This window comes from Neobacillus sp. S1227 (genome assembly GCF_055385255.1).
In genome coordinates this window covers 5465525-5484716 of sequence record NZ_AP038276.1, presented here as the reverse complement: position 1 = coordinate 5484716, position 19192 = coordinate 5465525, and the positions used below count along the sequence as shown (strand labels likewise).

15 protein-coding genes are annotated in these 19192 nt (G+C 39.8%); 12 read left to right on the top strand and 3 right to left on the bottom strand.

Annotated features, from left to right (window positions below):
* Window positions 1-127: 127 nt before the first annotated feature.
* From ACZ5AE_RS27275 to ACZ5AE_RS27240, 8 genes are all read left to right on the top strand, one after another.
* Window positions 128-775, top strand: coding sequence for a transposase (locus ACZ5AE_RS27275; protein WP_464567892.1), 648 nt, complete (start codon window positions 128-130; stop codon window positions 773-775).
* Window positions 776-930: 155 nt separating this feature from the next.
* Window positions 931-1491 (top strand): transposase, encoded by a 561-nt coding sequence (locus tag ACZ5AE_RS27270; RefSeq protein ID WP_464567890.1) that lies wholly within the window; start codon window positions 931-933, stop codon window positions 1489-1491.
* 312 nt (window positions 1492-1803) lie between these two features.
* Window positions 1804-2325: a DUF6431 domain-containing protein gene (locus ACZ5AE_RS27265; RefSeq protein WP_464565676.1), complete on the top strand. Its 522-nt coding sequence runs from the start codon at window positions 1804-1806 to the stop codon at window positions 2323-2325.
* A 39-nt stretch (window positions 2326-2364) separates the two neighbouring features.
* The gene (locus ACZ5AE_RS27260; protein WP_464565674.1) at window positions 2365-3720 is read left to right on the top strand and encodes a DDE-type integrase/transposase/recombinase; all 1356 of its coding nucleotides are present in this window, start codon (window positions 2365-2367) and stop codon (window positions 3718-3720) included.
* Window positions 3713-4513 (top strand): ExeA family protein, encoded by an 801-nt coding sequence (locus tag ACZ5AE_RS27255; protein WP_464565672.1) that lies wholly within the window; start codon window positions 3713-3715, stop codon window positions 4511-4513. The genes ACZ5AE_RS27260 and ACZ5AE_RS27255 overlap by 8 nt, the downstream gene beginning before the upstream one ends.
* Window positions 4510-4746, top strand: a complete 237-nt coding sequence (locus ACZ5AE_RS27250) for a DUF5348 domain-containing protein (protein ID WP_464565670.1) — start codon at window positions 4510-4512, stop codon at window positions 4744-4746. The genes ACZ5AE_RS27255 and ACZ5AE_RS27250 overlap by 4 nt, the downstream gene beginning before the upstream one ends.
* Before the next feature lie 63 nt (window positions 4747-4809).
* Entirely contained in the window at window positions 4810-6351 is a 1542-nt protein-coding gene (locus ACZ5AE_RS27245; protein ID WP_464567888.1) for a YifB family Mg chelatase-like AAA ATPase, read from the top strand.
* 180 nt (window positions 6352-6531) lie between these two features.
* Window positions 6532-7095, top strand: coding sequence for a DUF7713 domain-containing protein (locus ACZ5AE_RS27240; RefSeq protein WP_464567886.1), 564 nt, complete (start codon window positions 6532-6534; stop codon window positions 7093-7095).
* A gap of 724 nt (window positions 7096-7819) precedes the next feature.
* Here ACZ5AE_RS27240 and ACZ5AE_RS27235 read toward each other — a convergent pair.
* Window positions 7820-8440, bottom strand: a complete 621-nt coding sequence (locus tag ACZ5AE_RS27235; RefSeq protein WP_464567884.1) for a hypothetical protein — start codon at window positions 8438-8440, stop codon at window positions 7820-7822.
* Window positions 8441-9048: 608 nt separating this feature from the next.
* The gene (locus tag ACZ5AE_RS27230; protein ID WP_464567882.1) at window positions 9049-9294 is read right to left on the bottom strand and encodes a hypothetical protein; all 246 of its coding nucleotides are present in this window, start codon (window positions 9292-9294) and stop codon (window positions 9049-9051) included.
* Window positions 9295-9881: 587 nt separating this feature from the next.
* Between ACZ5AE_RS27230 and ACZ5AE_RS27225 the strand changes: the two genes are divergently transcribed.
* The 4 genes from ACZ5AE_RS27225 (at window position 9882) to ACZ5AE_RS27210 (ending at window position 17275) form a co-directional block, all read left to right on the top strand.
* Window positions 9882-13955 carry an AAA domain-containing protein gene (locus ACZ5AE_RS27225; RefSeq protein WP_464567880.1) on the top strand — a complete coding sequence of 1358 codons (4074 nt, stop codon included), beginning with the start codon at window positions 9882-9884 and terminating at the stop codon, window positions 13953-13955.
* A 30-nt stretch (window positions 13956-13985) separates the two neighbouring features.
* Window positions 13986-16013 (top strand): phospholipase D-like domain-containing protein, encoded by a 2028-nt coding sequence (locus tag ACZ5AE_RS27220; RefSeq protein ID WP_464567878.1) that lies wholly within the window; start codon window positions 13986-13988, stop codon window positions 16011-16013.
* Between the two features lie 375 nt (window positions 16014-16388).
* Window positions 16389-16547: a hypothetical protein gene (locus tag ACZ5AE_RS27215; protein ID WP_464567876.1), complete on the top strand. Its 159-nt coding sequence runs from the start codon at window positions 16389-16391 to the stop codon at window positions 16545-16547.
* A 458-nt stretch (window positions 16548-17005) separates the two neighbouring features.
* Entirely contained in the window at window positions 17006-17275 is a 270-nt protein-coding gene (locus ACZ5AE_RS27210; RefSeq protein WP_464573744.1) for a DUF7713 domain-containing protein, read from the top strand.
* Window positions 17276-18008: 733 nt separating this feature from the next.
* Here the strand turns inward: ACZ5AE_RS27210 and ACZ5AE_RS27205 are convergent.
* Window positions 18009-18680, bottom strand: a complete 672-nt coding sequence (locus ACZ5AE_RS27205) for a competence protein ComK (RefSeq protein WP_464567874.1) — start codon at window positions 18678-18680, stop codon at window positions 18009-18011.
* Window positions 18681-19192: the final 512 nt, after the last annotated feature.

Sequence of the window (19192 nt, the reverse complement as noted above, 5' to 3'; positions counted from 1 at the left end):
ACTCAGCTAAAGTTTAAAGCGTTAAAGTGTGAGGGTTATGCATAGGGAATGGCCCTATTTTTTTGTTCGTGAATTTGTCAAATTTGGTGGTTAAATTAGGAAGGGGATCGGAGGATTTTGTTGAATTATGTATTTTGTCATTTTATTTTTCAAGAAAGAGGTGCGATGTCAGTTGTCGAGAGATCACCGCGTTTGGTTCCCCGGGGCCAGGTATCATATTACGAATCGGGGAAATCGGAGGGCTTCTATTTTTTATGATGATTTTGACCGTGAGGAGTACTTAAAGATTTTAGAAGAATCCCGCAAATATTTTCCTTTTCATCTCCACGCCTACTGTCTTATGACCAATCACATTCATCTTCAAATCGAAACGATTAACCATCATCCCAAAGATTTTATGAAAATGCTAAATTCCCGTTATGCCATGTATTTTAATAAACGTCATCACCTGGTTGGCCATGTTTTTCAGGGAAGGTATGGAGCGGAACTGATTGATACTGCAGAATATTTACTTGAAGTAAGTAGATATATTCATTTGAATCCGGTCGAAGCGAACATGGTCAAGTTTCCTGAAGAATACCGCTGGAGCAGCTACCATGCTTATGTTACGGAAATTCAAGATCCTCATGTTACCACCACGAAAATACTATCGCATTTTTCGGAGCCACAGAAAGAACACTACCGCCGTTTTATTGAAGGATCGGCAACCGTTCTTCCAAACCAAATCCAAATAAACAGGCTAGTGGGGTCAGACCCCCACTCAGCTAAAGTTTAAAGCGTTAAAGTGTGAGGGCTATGCATAGGGCATGGCCCTATTTTTTTGTTCGTGAATTTGTCAAATTTGGTGGTTAAATTAGGAAGGGGATCGGAGGATTTTGTTGAATTATGTATTTTGTCATTTTATTTTTCAAGAAAGAGGTGCGATGTCAGTTGTCGAGAGATCACCGCGTTTGGTTCCCCGGGGCCAGGTATCATATTACGAATCGGGGAAATCGGAGGGCTTCTATTTTTTATGATGATTTTGACCGTGAGGAGTACTTAAAGATTTTAGAAGAATCCCGCAAATATTTTCCTTTTCATCTCCACGCCTACTGTCTTATGACCAATCACATTCATCTTCAAATCGAAACGATTAACCATCATCCCAAAGATTTTATGAAAATGCTAAATTCCCGTTATGCCATGTATTTTAATAAACGTCATCATCTGGTTGGCCATGTTTTTCAGGGGAGGTATGGTGCGGAATTGATTGATACTGCAGAATATTTACTTGAAGTTAGCAGATATATTCATTTGAATCCTGTCGAAGCAAACATGGTCAAGTTCCCTAATGATTACCGCTGGAGCAGCTATAATGCTTATGTTACGGAAATCGAAGATCCTCACGTTACCACCACGAAAATACTATCACATTTTTCGAATCCGCAGAAAGAGCACTACCGCCGTTTTGTTGAAGGAGCACAGCCTTTCTTCCAAACTACATCCCAGTAAACATGAGTTATCTATAGGAAATCAAATAAAGCAGGGAGTTAATCTTTTATGACAGTAAAAGCATATAGTATTGGTTTAAAGGGACTTTGTTATTGCCATCCCAATATGACCGAAAGTTGACGGTGTTGCCTGTCCAGAATTAGACGGTTATAATGTCCATGTATACATAATTCGAAACATTTCAACATTAATAATTCTGGAGAAAGGAAAAGACGCCTCCCATAATGTATATCTGCGCCAACAGATATACAGGAGACGTCCCCTAAAAAACCCATATGATTATTGTATCAGATTATAAAATAATTGAAAACAATGGAGTTTTTGGTTAGAGGTGCGGGGAGGATTCCTTCGCCCTGTTGTGGGAAAAGCATGAGCGTAATTGGTACTAGAGAAAGAAAATCAAGAGAATGTTCTGGAGAGACAATAGTATATAATATTCGGCGATTAGGGTGTGATCAATGCGGCCGGATTCATCATGAATTACCAGATTTCTTAGTTCCATATAAAAGATATAAGGCAGAGTGTATAGAGTCGGTTCTCACGAACCCTTCTACACATGATGTTCCAGCTGATGAATCTACTTTATTTCGTTGGTATGATTGGTTTAATTATTTCGTAGATTACTGGGCTAATTGTCTCTTATCAATTGTGCTTCGAACTAGTCAGGATAAGGTCCCTTTGAATTTGACGTCCGCAAATTCAGAGACTGCACTTCATAGAATAGGACGACTGGTAGGGAATGCCCCCAGATGGCTGGAGAGAATTGTCCGTCCGATTGTGAATATTAATTTGTGGGAACATACCCGTTCTGCATTCTTGTCCGAGGATAGCTGATTTACACTCATGATAAACACATATTAGAGGAGTGTTATCATGAGAGATCGTAAAAAGGCAGAAGAAATCGCAGCACAAAGGTTCCAGCTCATTGCCCCTCTTTTGGCGGAAGGGCTAGATGCTGGAAAAGCAAAGGAATTGAAAAACCATATATGTAAGACCAGCGGTCTTTCTGAAAGGACCATTAGACGTTATCTTGAGCAGTACCGTAATGAAAGTTTTGAAGGGCTAAAACCAAAAGGAATCTCGGGAAAAATGAAAAAAGAGATTATTCCCTCGCATTTATTGGAACAAGCGATTCTCCTTCGAAATGAGGCCCCTACTAGAAGTGTTGCACAAATTATTCAAATACTTGAGTGGGAAGGCTTGGCTACACCAGGGCAGCTAAAGCGTTCAACTCTTCAAGAAAAGTTAACTGAAAGAGGCTACAGTTCACGACAAATGAGGCTCTACTCTCAAACTGGAGTAGCAGCTAGACGATTTCAAAAGCGTCACCGGAATCAGCTGTGGCAATCCGATATTAAGTTTGGCCCTTATTTACCCATTGGACCAAATGGCACGAAGAAGCAGGTCTACTTAGTCGCTATAATAGACGACGCGACTCGATTTATTTTACATGGAGCCTTCTATCCTACTCTTGATTCTAGGATTATTGAAGATGCTTTTCGAAACGCCATACAAAAATACGGTGTCCCCGATGCCGTTTATTTTGATAACGGTAAACAATATCGAACCAAGTGGATGTCACGTACATGTTCCAAATTGGGGACAAGATTAATCTATGCAAAACCCTATGCGGCTGAGTCAAAAGGTAAAGTTGAACGCTTCAATAGAGTCGTTGATTCCTTCTTAAGTGAAGCAGCCCTTGAAAAGCCCAATTCTTTAGATCGATTGAATGAGCTTTTTCAAGTATGGTTATCAGAGTGTTATCAGAATAAATCCCATTCCGGTCTTGGGGAGAACATTAGCCCTGAAACTGCTTTTCGAAGCGATAAAAAAGCACTTCGATTTATTGATCCTGATAAACTAGCGAATGCTTTCTTGCATTGTGAGACGAGGAAAGTAGATAAGTCGGGATGCATTAGTTTTATGGATCAGAAATATGAAGTTGGTCTTTCTTTTATTGGTCGTCAAGTAGATGTTGTATATGATCCTGCGGATTTTGAGGAGCTAACAATTGAATACGAGGGTTATTCCCCTTGGAGAGCAAAAAAGCTTGTGATTGGAGAAAGAGCCGGAAGGCGTCCAACTTTGCCTTCACACCTTCAATCACTTGAAGTTGATTCTTCCAGATTACTTAAAGCAGCCGAACAGAAGCATCAAGAAAGAAAAATTGAACAAGCTCCAGCCGTTTCTTTCCGTGCTGTTTGGAAGGAGGACGGCGAAGATGTTTGAGTCTTTTTATGGGATGAAGCATACCCCTTTTACAAGAGATGTGCCTACTACTCAACTTTATGATTCCATTACGATGCAAGAGGTTTTAGGTCGCTTAAAGTATACCGCAGAAAGGCAGCTATTTGCCGTTTTAACTGGGGATTGCGGTACTGGGAAAACGACCACCATCCGGAAATTTGTAGATGGACTTGATCAAGGGAAATTTCAAATACTATATTTATCCGATTCAAAACTAACTCCTAGACATTTTTATAAAGGCTTGTTAGAACAGCTAGGATCGGAATCGAAGTTTTATAGAGGCGATGCCAAACGACAGCTTCATCGAGAAATTGAATTAATGAGAGGTATTCATGGGATTCAGCCTGTCGTCGTGGTGGATGAGTCACACCTATTAGATCGTGAAATGCTTGAGGAAGTTAGATTTTTACTCAACTTTAAGATGGATGCACAAAGCCCAATGGCCCTTATCCTTGTGGGCCAAAGTGAATTATGGGATCGTCTGCGTCTTCAATCATACGCTGCCATACGTCAAAGAATCGATATTCAGTTCAAATTAAGTCACTATGATCGTGCACAAGTAGATGCGTATGTCTCACGACATCTAGAATATGCAGGAATTGACCAACAAATCTTTTCAGATGGTGCTTTGGAGGAAATACATCGATTTTCTGGCGGAACCCCAAGGCTTATTAATAAAGTATGTACACACAGCCTTCTTTATGGAGCTCAAAATGGCCGTCGGATTATTGATGATCATATGATTAAGCATGTCATTCAGGGTGAACTGTCATGAAGAGCCGCTGGAAAGAAATGAAGTATAATGAGGATTTCAATTGTTGGGTGGTCTTCTGGGGTGATAATACAGGCTACAAGGTACGCTGTGACGATTGGTTTGATCTTCACCTCGGAGATGGAAGGAAGCTTTCTTGCCGTATGGAACTCGGAAGAGATTGGTATATTATCGCCGGTAGGAATGATACAAAATTTTATTTGAAACAAAACGAAACCTATCAGGTTGATATTTAATTGAAGGGGAAGCTAAGGTCTTCCCCTTTCTTTCGGTCAAAATCTTCGTCAGATTTAGGACAAATGATACCGTCAATTTCTTGCCAAAATAGAACGTCAGTAACAGGACTTGAAGGATATTTGGTTCAAGCAGAAGTAAGAATTAAGCCAGGCACGGAATCAATAGTGATTGTCGGGTTACCAGATCAATCCGTAAAAGAGTCAAGGGAACGAGTCGTTGCCGCACTTGGACATTTTGATGTGGATTTTGCGGACCAAAAGATCATCGTTAATCTATCACCAGCTGAACAAAAGAAAAATGGCCCGCTGTTTGATTTGTCAATCGCCATTGCCATTTTAAAAGAGCTTAATATGGTAAAGGTGCCGATTCCAAAGGATACGGCATTTATCGGCGCTTTGTCGCTTGATGGAACGGTAGTAAAAGCAGAGGGCATGCTGCCGGCATTAATTTCTGCAAAAGGGCTCGGCCTGAAGAAAGTTTATCTGCCATACGATCCGTCAATTCCGATTCAAATGTTAAAAGATTTGGACTGTATTGTTGTCCAGCATATCGAAGACGTGGTCCAGCACCTAGAAGGGCAAGAATTGCTACCGATGATTCCCCAGTTACCTTCAAATCATATACTGATTCTTTCTGATGTACAACAAAGGGATTTTCGCTACGTCATTGGTCATGAACAGGCGAAAAGGGCGCTTGAAATTGCCGCTGCCGGTGAGCATAATGTGCTTATGAGCGGCCCGCCTGGGTGTGGGAAAAGCCTGCTAGCGGAAACCTTTCCTTCGATATTGCCAACCTTAACAGACCAAGCCCAATTAGAAGTCATGTCATTATATCAATTAGCAGGTGAGAAGATAGACACGAAACAACATCCACCCTATCGGCACCCTCACCACTCCGCATCCTCAGTTGCGATTATTGGCGGCGGCTCGACCCCAAGACCAGGGGAAATTTCACTTGCTCATAGAGGAGTATTGTTTCTTGATGAAATAGCAGAGTTCACAAAGAAGACCCTTGATATGTTGCGTCAGCCCCTTGAGACTGGCCAAGTGACCATCAGCAGAGCACATTCAACGGTAACCTATCCATCTACTTTTATCCTTATTGGTGCGATGAACCCATGTCCATGTGGTTATCTCGAATCAAATAGCCACTATTGTACATGCTCCCCAAGGCAAATTCAAAGCTATCAAAACCGTTTATCGGGCCCAGTGAATGACCGAATAGATATCTTGTTATCCTTAACATCCGTAAATCTTGATCAGCCAACCCTAATCCGAGAATCCTCCATTGAGATTAGGAAGCGTGTTGAAATGGCTCGGCAATTCCAGTATCAACGTTACCAAAAGGAAATAACAAACGCCAAAGTACCATTTGAAGTCATCGCGGAAAAAAGTCCTTTAACCAGTGAGCAGAGTAGGATGCTTACGAATGTCACAGCGAAACAAAATTGGAGCAACCGGGTGCAAATTAAAATCATCCGGCTTGCAAGAACCATCTCAGACCTGGCTGGAGAAAACAACATAACAGACTCTGCCCTCTGGGAAGCCATGACACTAAGAAGGTGCGGATATTATAAACAGCAAGCAGTTGCGAGGGAAACATAGAAGATTGCCTAGATTTATCCAAATCTACTCATATGTCTTGTTGCTGAATCCCGAAAAGGAATTATCATTCATACAATTGGAATTGGCCAACATGAAACATCGAACATATCCTATCTCTTCTTTGTATATTAAAGAAGCCAACGTTCATGGTAAAATAAAGTCAAAAATGGTGGTGTATATATGATATTGTGTGAACACTGTGAAAGTAATGAAGTGAAATTTCATTTAACGATGGGGCACTCTACTTTGCATTTATGTTCTAATTGCTATAACCAACTTATGGCAGAGGAACTTGAAGTGGATTTAGATGAGTTGATAGAAACCTTTTCAATGAAGGATGGCCAAGGTGTCAGTCGCACTTTTCATGTGGAGCGGCGATTGAGCCCAATGGGGATTTATTTGGAAGCAGCAGAAAACATAGAATTTGGTTATAAGTTTGCTGTACACGGTGAATTAAATTGTAACCAACCAGAACTTCTTACTAAATTAATGGAAAAGGTGCGAAAAGGGATCAGAGAGCAGCACGTTAAAACAGGCGCTTTTCCAAATGGGCAGGCATATAATTCCGTGATTAATAATCAACTCAAAGGTCTTATAGAGCATGATGAAACTTCTGAAGGAACCCCACTAGTGATTATTGATGGGAAGCCCTATTCATGGGAAGAAGTTGGCAATATGATTATGTCGTTCGAAGGCTTTCAGATAAAAATAGAAATGTATGATGTGACAGATGATTTGGAGTGAGGTCCGGGGCAAGGGGGAAGACTCATCTGGCATACGGGACAGGTGCCATCCGAATTAGATTTTGACATTTTTCTGCTGTCAAAATCATTATAAATACAGTTGCTGAAAGGTTCAGGCCGATACTAAACAATCGTTTAGTTAAATGACAAAATTCTTGGTGGAAAATGTAGGGGAAATCGATTAAATCAATATTTTTATAGCTTTTATACAAACGTTTGTTAGGAAATCGGTAGTAGATTTTGATGAAATTTTTCGGATTACTGAGTAAACACCAACCAGTAATAAATCATCGCATTCTGGCAGCATTCATCAAAATCTCCACGAGAATAAGAATAGAAACGTTGATCTATCAACATTTTGGTCCATTTTACATAAACGTTTGTCTGACCGACAAGCATTATAGTGTTAGCGGAAGAAAAAATCTGAAAGCGGCAAGGCTTTATAGTTTTGGTGCCTGTCACCACCCGAATAATTTGTTTCACAGGGTTGTTCCACACTAGATTCCGGACGGTTTGTTTGCCACGTATACGTTGAGTATTACTGCCCGAACCCATACTAGCCTGGATACTTGTATCTTCGCAATTTGGGCTAATTTTGACTGCAAATTCAGGGAATCTGTTAAAGGGGGGAAGTTGCAATTTAGGTTTTATTCGTGGCATTTTCCTCCAAATGTGTAACTAAAAAGCCCCGTTTGTAATATAAAAAGAGCCCTGGAAGGACTCTGTTAAAATAAGCGTTCAAATTTAATATTTTGATTACATGTTCTCGGGTACCTACGTGCTGCTCTTTTTAGGTATGTTGTTGCTGCCATTCTAATACCAAGTCTATTATGACTGTGATTTACTCGTTCCAAAAATTCTTCAGAGAGATCATTATCATCTGGATCTTTAATACTACCCGCAAAAATGGTTTTCATACTACCGATATCGGGTTCAATAATCTCAGAGTAAGCATTTAAAAAATCTGATTTCTTGACACTTATAGAGGCAATCTTAGGCATCGAATTTTGACAACTACCTAACAAAACATGACATTTAGCATCATCACGTTCCTCGTTGGAAATATATCCCTTCACAAATTCAAAACATAAATTAGCTAACTCAGAAATTTCGCAGTCATTTTCACTTATGAATTCAATAAAAGCATCATGGAAATTCATATCCACTCGCCCTGCATAACCAACTAACTTATCACCTATTACGAAGATTTTATCAGCATTTTCGTCCCTTGAAATTTCTTCGCCACTAACTTTATCTAAATTCACTTTTAATGAATCTGAACCCATTAATATATATGGCTTTGAATCCTCTGGGGGTTTTACAGCGATAGCAATTAAAACAGTCAAAATAATCATCCTCCCTAACATTTAATTACATTATTCGCCGTTAAGGAGTAAAATCCTTCCTCGCATTACCTCTTAGCATACAGCACCCGTTTCAGAGCTTTCAGCAACTTCCCAGGCTTGCCGACTATGACGGCTTCTTTTCCGTCTAGTTGGTATAGATCTGTGGACGGATGAAGTCGAACGAGCCTGCTGTAGATTATCGTACCTAGTCACCACCCGAAACCACTCTAATTTCGTGAAGATGGATAGAATTTTTTATGAATAGCAAATGGTAGAATAGTTGCAACTGAATATTGTGAGGGTGGCCGGTTGTTGATCTCTTTTCCTTTTAAAGGGAAGGAGGTGATCGATCTGGAAAATGTTCTTGAAATCTTACGAGAAATTCTTAAGGGAATAATGCGTGAAACTATCGCTTATTTCTTTCGGAAAAACGTTCTAGAGTACCAGTGATTACGGCCATAGGATTTTACCACCTCTGCCAACTTTTTTACCACTCAATGACAGAGAATTTACCGGCAAGTGCCAGGCTCTTTACCAAATTATATCTTATTGAAATTCCCCTGCCTATTCGACCAATAGCAGGGGAATTCTATTAAATGTAAGATTGTTTACTTCATCGAGGATAACTCTTGTCTTAGTTTTTTGTTTTCCTTCTCTAACTGTACTTTTCTTTGCTTAATTTCTTTTTTTTCCTGGATTAGCCTACTTATCTTGGTTTCATCATTTATTCCAATTTCATATGAGCTGCCTTTCCACAGTAATTCGAGGAATTCATAAACATCATCTTGATCTATTCTGTAAACTCTATCTTCGTGTATTGCTTTTATTTTCCCCTCTATAGCCCATTTCTTCACATCATGCCAATGTCTTTAAGCTTCTTTATTGTATTTAAAAAAACAATTGCATCGCAATTTTAATCCAACCGAAAAACGCAAGCCATAATGGAACGCTAAGTGAAGTTCCCCATAATAACCCAACTAAAAGATTCCCTTGCTCATCCATTGAAATCCACTCCTATTGTGAAGTTGGTATGTACTTTTTTGTTTTTCAATTGGTGGTAATATAAATGTAGTCACTTACAGTGACAATAGTTAAAATTGACGAATTTTTCCTTGGGTAATCAGAAGTAGTAGTTTTTAAATGATATCAAATGTAGTGGGCGAAAGATGTGGAATGGTGACTGCTAGCCCGGGGATTTTTTCGACATTTCTAATTGGTATATGAGTCTAAAGAACCATTCCTGTGCTTTATAGAACTTAATATTACCCCCTGTTTATAAACAAAAATTTCCACTAGCTCATATTAAGTAATTTATCTAATACACGAAATAATATGCTAGACTTTCTGTAACGGATATTTTTCCTAGGTTATTATAACTAGAAAATTGTTTATATTATCCTGAGAAACAAGTGATTTTTAATAGAATGAGGGAGTAAGTAGAATGAACGACACCGTCATTTCAGTAAACTTAACAAATGCATTTATTCATTCAATTGGAGAGGTTATAGATAAGTATAATTCCTCCTTTGATATTGACAATTATCAGTTTTACGAACTTAGGGACTATGTAAGGGAGCTCCTTGAAGAAGATAATCCGCATTATCTTTATGTAGAGAATGCTGGCCATGGAGATACCGGTGAATTGTATGTAAATTTATTATTCGCAACCGATACCGGAAATTTCAGCTCCATTGTTGAATTGATTGGAATGAGAACGCTCCTGATCCGCAGCGTTTTGAAGCCAGATGGACTTTTATTACTCGGCTGTTATGACTTACATAGAAATGCTGGTGCTAAGAATAATCGCAGAAAGCTACTTAAGCTTGAGTTTGAATTTGACTCTTACGGGGCACCGACTCTGTTCCATCCAGCCCTCATTTCTGAAATATCGGCATTGCCGGATGCACGTCTCCAATCCAGAATTGTACAACAAAGGATTCGCAATTGGGATATCTTTTTACAGCTATTGGAGACAAAGGCTAAGGAGCAGAATGTCTTATTGAAGTATGACGGCTATCGGATTTCTGACACGAAGCGCTTCTTGCATCTTACGATTAAAGGTTCTATCGAAGGGGTAAAAGGGAAGAGTCTTAAACATGCAACTGCCCGAATTGGTAAGATGGCTGAATACCAGGATGAAGATGAACGGGTTGATTCTCTTGAAACGATAGGGATGCTCCAGAACGTGAGTAATTCGACCCATGAAGCCAGAATCGAGCTTTCCGATGAACAGCAGGAACTTATCATGCTAAATCAATTCTGGATCCCCCAGCAGGGAATGCTTCACCTGTCTAAAATGGGGGATTTGGTCCAAACACGGCGACTACGGTCAGGCTTAAAGAAGTTAGTTAGGGGAAAAGCGAAGAATCCTAACATTGAGAACATCTTATTTGACGATGACATTCTGTTGAATAATCAGGGCAATTACTACCGTTTCAATCCTGATGATATGCTCAGGAATGATTTAAATCGATATCAACAGGAAGCGGTAAGAAAGGCATTAGCTGCACAGGATGTCTTCTTGATTCAGGGACCGCCTGGAACAGGAAAGACGACTGTGATTGCAGAGCTTTGCTACCAAAATGCCATTCGTGGTCTTAGGACATTGATTGCGTCACAGTCCAATCTAGCTGTCGATAATGCTTTAAGCAAGCTTGTGCATCACCCAAAAATCCGCGCGCTTCGCAAGGGGAATGCCAGCCGTGTAGAAGAAGAGGGTAAGCCTTTTACGGAAGAACTTGTCATTGATACGTGGATGGATAGCACGGCCAAAGCTTGCCGTTCGGAGGTCGATCATCTCACATCAAATTATGAAAGAATCAAGAATAAGAAACACGAAATGGAACAACAATCCAATCAATTAAAACAAAGCTATGAAAACTCTCAAGAGGAAAAGAAACAGCTGGAGTCACAAATCATCCAATTAGAGCAGCAGATGGCGGAAATCACCAAACGAATATCGCAAAAGAAAGTGGAATATCAGGAATTGACCGCGCTGCATAAAAAACAACAGAAACAGCAGCGTGATGTGGACTCTCTACTTGAGAAGTTGTCCTTGCAACAGGAAACCGCTTTTGACGATGTTTATTCTTTGCAATCGGAATTAGATAGACAAATGCAGATACAAAAGGAAACGGAGTCCTACTTAGAGAAATTAAAAGCTGACATTCAGGCTGAGGAAGAAACAGCCCTGCAAAGAAAAGCAGCGAAAGAGGAATTGGACAAGCTTCGAAAGCAAGCGAACGATATTGAACTCTCATTGAATCGATTGAAGCTGAAAATTGGGAAACCCACCCGTCAGGTAGAAACCTTACGTCTGCTCTTGCATCGTTCGAGGGAAGTACAAAATACTGAGCAACAATTTAAGCTGGTAATGGAAATAGTTCAAACCGTTCCATCTGTTGATCAATCCATCTCGGAAAGGCTTTCTTTTCTGAAGAAAACGATAACGGAATCGCACGCCAATACAACGGGAAGTCAGTACTACCAATCCCTGTTGTCATCTATTCAAGGGCTGCAACAGACAGCGAACGAAGAATTGACGAAACTATCGATTCAAGTCGGCAAGATGGTTGGTGAAGAAAAAAGTGCTTACGAGCCGACTCTTTTGACCGTCAACAGGTTCAGGGATGAGTTAAGTGGACTCCTGCTTAATCGGCCGTCCGCATTCTTAAAGTTGTTCGGTGCTGAAAAAAAGTGGAGAACTGAACTTTTCAACCTTTCAGTGGAAATCTATCGTACGGCAAACACCTTGAAGGATTTAATAGCAAAGCAAACGGTCATTGAAGCAGAGTCGGATATCAACCGTAAAGAGTTTTCGAGATATCTTCAACAAATATACCCTGGTCTTGTATCTCAATTAAGAGATCAGTTCGAGGAACTGTCTTCTGAGACGAGGGATTTAAATAAGGAATTTGCTCAAAAAGTAAAGGAACGAAATAAGATTGAATCACTCTTAGCATCCCACGAAAGGGACCTGAATAAATACCGCGGAAAATCATTGGAAGAACTCCAAAGGGAACATGATGAGAGGCAAAAACAAAGAGATAAGTGCTTAAAAACCATCCAATGGCTTACTGGTCAAATTACCGAACAAACCGATAAGGCACAACGTCAAAAAGAGCAGGCTAGGATGGAATATGAGGCACAAGAGAAGGAGTTTGATAGAATTCAATCCGAAATGGATGAACAGGAAAAACAAATCCAAAAGGTAATGAGCTCTATTGAACGGTTACAAATAGAAAAGAGTGATTTGCAGGATTCTTTGACACAACTTAAACAAATGTTTGCTGGTTACCCAAAAAGGAAGATGGTGTTAGAGTCCCAGTTGGATCAGTTGGAAGTGCGCCAAAAGGAATTGCTGCAAGAAAGACAGGTCCTAGAAACAAAAGAGGGAATTCTGCAAGAATGGGTGACACGTCTTGAACAGAAAACGGAACGGGATAAAAGCGGGTTGAAGCAAATCTATATTGACTCTGCCAACGTCATCGGAATTACCTGCGTACAATCAGGTTCCCGGGAATTTTCTGAAGAATACCCAGACTTCGATGTTGTCATAGTCGATGAGGTTTCAAAGGCCACGCCACCCGAAATCCTCCTTCCGATCTTAAAGGGGAAGAAAGTCATCCTCGTTGGGGACCATAATCAGCTGCCGCCGATGGTCGGGGATGATACCTTGAATGAAGTGGTCGAAAATGGTGACTATACGGACGAGGAAAAGGACGAGATGAAGGAGTATTTGAAAGAATCGCTGTTCGAGCGCCTTTTCAATGTCTTTGATGATAAATATAAGGAAACACTCCGTATTCAATACAGGATGCATCCTCATATCATGAACACGATCAATCAATTTTACAAGAATCATGATGGCATCGGCCTGATCTGTGGGTTGAAAGCCCCCGACAAGGAGCGGAACCACGGCATTGAGGGGAAACTTATCCGCAGTGGCCGGCACATTCTATGGCTGGATATGCCGCTCCATCCTAGCCATTTAGAGAAACAGGCAGAAGGCGGGACCAGCTTCTATAACGAGACGGAGATCCAGACGATTGTAGGGGCGCTTACCGAGATTAATGAGTCTATGAATGAGCGCAAGAACCAGGGATTAATGGATCAGGATGCCCTAAAAGAGGTCGGAATCATCAGCTTTTACGGGGAGCAAGTAAAACGCCTGAATCAATTGATCCTTGGAGACAAGGAAAACTACAAACACCTCTCCATTCGTATTGGAACGGTCGACCGCTTCCAAGGAATGGAGCGGGACATTATCCTGGCCAGTTTCGTCCGTAACAATCCACGAGGGGACATTGGCTTTGCGAAGGAGTATAAGCGAATTAACGTGGCCATGTCCCGTGCAAAAGAATTGCTGATCGTCACAGGGTGCAGTGAACTCTTCTGTAACAAGGCTCAGAAACGCTATCCGGCAGCCGCTGCCATGTACAAAAATATAGTAAATGAAATTGATAAAGTGGATGGTCATGTCGATCTTCTTGGGCGTTCACTTGTTATCAAGTAAGGAAAGGAGGGGATTCTTCTGAATCAGGTTTTGGAAACAACAGAGTCTACAGAAAAAGTCATTTCAAAAGAGCTGGAGCAAGAGATCGACAAATACCTGAATGGCAAAGTCGGGATTCGGATCCTGGATGCCTCCGAATGGCATTTGCCTGTCTATGAACTCTCCGTACAATTTTCAATTGCGAAGAACCGAAAGTTTAATATTGTGGAAGAGTTTATTTTTAAATGTATAGACACCGGATTGCCTGAACTTTCCAATTTGGAGGGCATCAAATCGATCCTTAAAATTGACGAAATCTTTATTGAAAATCGTATTCATGAATTATCCCAAAACGGGTTATTGAAGAAGGAAAACAATCAGCTTGTCTTTACACCACTAGGAAGGGAAAGTTACCAGAATGGGATTGTCCCCTCTTCTCCTCGGCAAGAAGAGCTTACTTTCTTTTATGAGCCCATGTTTCAAAAAGTTCGTAAAGAGGACCGCATAGCTTCTGTGGAAACAGACCAATTGTTTAAGTATTGTGATTTTCAAAAGGATCGTAAAGCTGCCCAGGACCTTAGGGTAACGGAAAAAGAGATCGTGGAGATCGGAAATCGGCTTGGCGGCGTGTATCTTACAGAAAGCATTGAAAGCATCATCCGTGACATTCAATTACCCGAGATAACCCTTCGTACGTATCTCAAATTTGGCGAGTTTTGGGTTTATGATATGATCGAAGATAAGGTCTATTCCTGTGTCTGGGACCAGACTGAAAAAAGATTTCGAGAAGATATACAAAGCTTTTTGGATAATCAAGAGTCCGAAGCCCGACTACAGACCGTTCATCAGGAGATGGAAGAACGAAACGAATATTACAATCTCATTCGCGATGCATTGAAAAAGCAAAAGGATGCCCCACCGCAAAACAAAAAGAATAAAAAACAGGCAGGTCCAAAAACGAATGACGAAGTCTCTATTCTACGGGGTATGCAAATTCGTGATGCGTTTTTAAGGAGTTTTGCAGATGCAAAGCAGAAAATCATGATCATCAGTCCCTGGATTTCCGAGACAGTGATCGACGAGCCCATGCTTCAGCGATTTAAGCAAGCAGCTGAACGGAATGTGGTCATCTATATTGGGTGGGGGATTGCTAAAAGCCAGGCACTTGAAGACCGCGCGCCATCTAAAAGGCTGTTGAAGAAAATGAGGAGCATCCGGGATAAACAAGGCAATCCTGCCGTATTTGTGAATTGGATTGGAAACCATCACGACAAGGAAATCATTGTCGACAACAGCTATCATATGCTTGGTTCGTTCAATTGGCTTTCCTATCGTGGAGATCATAATATACGCAGTGAATCTGTCTATAAAATCAAAAACGAGAACATGATTTCAGATGCTATCCATCATACAGAATCCTTGTTCCTGGAATTGCAGGAGAAACGGATAAAAGCATTGCAAACTGAAATCGAATACCTTACCGTGATTAGTGAAATCATTCATCTGGATACACATGAGGAGCAAAAACAAGCCCTTATTGGGCAAGCTACAGACAAACTCAAAGCCAATCAACAGTTCGATGTACTGTTTTCTATATGTAATTTGTTCATTCAAAAAAATAAATTTAAATTTGGCTTCCAAGAGATTTTTAATTTGCTCTTGGATTCAGGCAGTGAATTTGGCTATTATAAAAGCGTATTGGATGTACTATATAAGCAAAACAGAATTCTGTTTGACCAATTGTTAAGGGAGCATTCGCCCCGTCTTCAAGCGCTTCAGTATAAGGTACCGGTCGAGGAGAAAAAGACGACTAATAAAGCAAAGCCTGCACCGGTGTCAAAAAAGGCGAATGAAAACAAAAAAGGGGATTCCTCGAAACCTAACAATCAGGCAGGAACTAAAAAGGTGGAGAAATCAGTTAACAAGCAAAATCCTGTAAAAGCAAAAAAAGAACCAGTACCTGCCAAGACTGTTAAGAAAAATAAACCAAGTAGTGCCAAAAAGGGAGACAAGCCATCAGAAAAGTCCGTTCAGACCCATTCGAAAAAGAGTAATGGGAAACAAAATAAGACGAAATGATAGGCGTGATTCTACTTATATGTGACTGTTAATTAATTTCGTCATTTCAACCCCTATTCCTTAATGAATAGGGGTCTCTTTAATTTGGCTTTTTAAAACAATCCTTCCCAATTATAAATTTAGTATGGCTAATAATTATTTAATTATAAATTTAGTATGGCTAATAATTATTTACTTATGTATAAGAAAGCCCTTTAATCAGTTTCCTTTAACTTCCACTATAAAGGAAAAAACTTTTGAAAAGACTAGTGGATGAAAACAGCTGTAAACGCTTCAAAACGAGGATGTAAATCAAGATTAATGAAGAATTTGGCCTCAAAAGTCTGAATTAATAATTGCGTACTAACACAGTTTTATAAAAGGAGATGGCTAAACATGAAAAGTAAGAACAGGAATAGAAATACTGAGCCTTATATCGCTCCGGGAATGGATGACAGCGAAGAGCTGGAGCTGGATGCTACCAAAGCTGATATTGAAAAAGGCGAATATACGAGTGTGACTACACTTTCATTTGACGAAGTAGATCCAAGTTGAGAATGATAAGTGCTCAAGCATAGTTATAATTATGGAGGAATAGTGAATGACTGAGCAAAATCAATCTGCCATTGATCAGGGGTGTAACAAAATTGAATCCAAAGTTGTTGTTATAAACCCCTTAAAGACAATAAAGGAAAATATTAATCATTAATTTTATCCATCCAAAGAAAGAAATCCATAAAGGTATGCTCAAAACAGTACCTATCAAAAAACCCCTAAAAAAATATCCATTTTGATTAGATAACAAAATACACACCGTCCTTAAATAAGAACATAATATTAATTATTCGTTCTCAATTAAAGAAAACCTTTATTTTTATATTTTATTGTGATTTCTTCCGAATGTGCATAAAGCTAAATAACTTTTAATCAAAGGATCGTGCCTGTGCGTAGCGGTCTATAAAGTAGACAATTAGTTCAGGTGCCATGGTGAACTAAATAGTAACCAACCAGAACTGCTTAACAAATTAATAGAAAAGGTACGAAAAGGCATCAAAGAGCAGCACGTTAAAACAGGTGTTTTTCCTAATGGACAGGCATACAACTCCGTGATTAATGATCAACTCAAAGGGCTTATAGAGTATGATGAAACATCCGAAGGCACTCCGCTTGTGATTATTGATGGGAAGCCCTTTTCATGGGAAGAGGTCGGCAAAATGATTATGTCATACGAAGGCTTTCAGATAAAAATAGAAATGTTTGATATGACAGATGACATAGACTAGGTACAGGGGAGCCGGGGGAAAGACTCCCGCTGGCAAACAGTGAAAGGTACCATCATAATTTCGACATTCTTCTGCTATCAAAATCAATATAAATTCAGTTGCAGAAAAGGCTCAGGCCAATACTAAACAGTCGTTTGGTTAAATGACAAAACTTTCTGCGGAAAAGGAATGGGAAATCGATTAAATCAATACTTTTTTTGCTTTTATCCAAACGTTTGATTGGAAAATCGGCAGTAGATTTTGATAGAATTTAGCGGATTACTGAGTTTGGGATACACCAGCCAGAATTGAATCACCGTATTCTGGCAGCATTCATCAAAATTCCCACGAGAATAAGAATAGAAACGTTGCTCTATCAACATTTTGGACCAATTTGCATAAACGTTTGTTTGACCGACAAGCATTTTAGTGGAAGCGGAAGAAAAAATCAGCCAGCGGCAAGGCTTTAAACCGGTTTACACAAACGTTTAGTTAGGTTGTACAGGAGCAACAATATGTTGAAATACATCGAACGTTTGTAGTTGTGACCGATTGCTTCCGATATCGACTGTGGTGCATGGGGGAGGGTTCTGCCGTCATTCTTGAACAGGAAATGTAAAGTAACAGACCATTAGAATCGCCTCTGTCGAGCCAGGGAGAAACGAAGAAAGACCAAGCCAGTGTGACGGCTTGGTCTTTCAATGTAGATGAATAGGGAGTTTCCTTATTTGAAAATCGTGTTAATGGAATACTCTCAAAGAATGGTTCCCAAATTTAGGTCTCCCTCTAAGAGAGCATGTTCAATTTCCGAAAGAACCATAGTGGACGAAAACGTCTTTCCTTGCTTATCAGGGTAAGAAACAAAAGAGTATGTATGAACAACTCCGATATTTTTTAGAGCATCATCCGTTAATGGCTGAAACCGCAATCGATCTCTTTTTGGTTCTATCATAAAAGAGTGGGGATTGGTTGCTAATTCTGTTGTAATCCTTCTTAATTGCTCTGCTTTTTGCTTCTTCGTATTAAAGGAAAATAGTCTGCACGGAACGGTTAGGACGAGCCCATTCGTAAGTTTCACTTTTGTATAAAGATAATAGGGATCAGTCCAGACAATATGGCAAGGGTTAAACCAAATCGTTTTCTCATGTTTAGACGATTTGGTTGGAAATACACAAATCCCTTGAATCGGATTGACTACGAACGGGCACATCGGGATATCACCCAGGATCCATTTGGCGGTAGAAATCGCTCCTTTTAAATCAAAACCGCTGCACCTAATGCTGTCTGCCAAGATTTCTAAAGGGGATCTGTCAACAATAATCGTCCTATACAGTTCATTTACAAGAGAACAAAGCTTGCCATTTCGATCGTAGATGCCAGTCATATACTGCATATGTGGATGGATAATATAATATTTTTCGATCAAGTACCCTCGCCCCTTACCAATTTGGTTTAAATTTCTTACGAAAAAAGATATACTATCAATAAGTTAGTTTTCCTAACTTGCTAACCAAGAGTACTGTCTTCCCGGACACCGGCTCTTGGTTATTTTATTTTTTTCCCTCACATCTGGCTCACCTCCTTTTCAAGTCTTTATACTGATGCCTTAAAACGCTTACAATAATAAATGTTGTTTTATAAGAACTGGAAATGTTAACAGTACCAAGCTTGAAAATATATCTTTAAGAGTGAAGTGATCAGCAATCTGATGATTCATTTGTTTGTTGAATAGTGAACAAAACTAGGAAGGTTTGACTGACAATGAGGTATATGGATTTCAGATTTCCACAGGTAGTTGAAACATTAGATGCGGATTATTTGCACTATTTGTTATTTTGAAATAGCTTTACATAAATAATAACACAAAAAATTACATAATTGGGATAATCAAGTGGGTGAAATCGTAATTTTTTGTGTCAAAAGTGGTCGAATGATGTC

What these genes read in the sequence shown, in the direction of transcription:
- ACZ5AE_RS27275 (WP_464567892.1), top strand. Translation starts at nt 128, where the DNA reads ATGTATTTTGTCATTTTATTTTTCAAGAAAGAGGTGCGATGTCAGTTG.
- ACZ5AE_RS27265 (WP_464565676.1), top strand. Translation starts at nt 1,804, where the DNA reads ATGGAGTTTTTGGTTAGAGGTGCGGGGAGGATTCCTTCGCCCTGTTGT.
- ACZ5AE_RS27260 (WP_464565674.1), top strand. Translation starts at nt 2,365, where the DNA reads ATGAGAGATCGTAAAAAGGCAGAAGAAATCGCAGCACAAAGGTTCCAG.
- ACZ5AE_RS27255 (WP_464565672.1), top strand. Translation starts at nt 3,713, where the DNA reads ATGTTTGAGTCTTTTTATGGGATGAAGCATACCCCTTTTACAAGAGAT.
- ACZ5AE_RS27250 (WP_464565670.1), top strand. Translation starts at nt 4,510, where the DNA reads ATGAAGAGCCGCTGGAAAGAAATGAAGTATAATGAGGATTTCAATTGT.
- ACZ5AE_RS27245 (WP_464567888.1), top strand. Translation starts at nt 4,810, where the DNA reads ATGATACCGTCAATTTCTTGCCAAAATAGAACGTCAGTAACAGGACTT.
- ACZ5AE_RS27240 (WP_464567886.1), top strand. Translation starts at nt 6,532, where the DNA reads ATGATATTGTGTGAACACTGTGAAAGTAATGAAGTGAAATTTCATTTA.
- ACZ5AE_RS27225 (WP_464567880.1), top strand. Translation starts at nt 9,882, where the DNA reads ATGAACGACACCGTCATTTCAGTAAACTTAACAAATGCATTTATTCAT.
- ACZ5AE_RS27215 (WP_464567876.1), top strand. Translation starts at nt 16,389, where the DNA reads ATGAAAAGTAAGAACAGGAATAGAAATACTGAGCCTTATATCGCTCCG.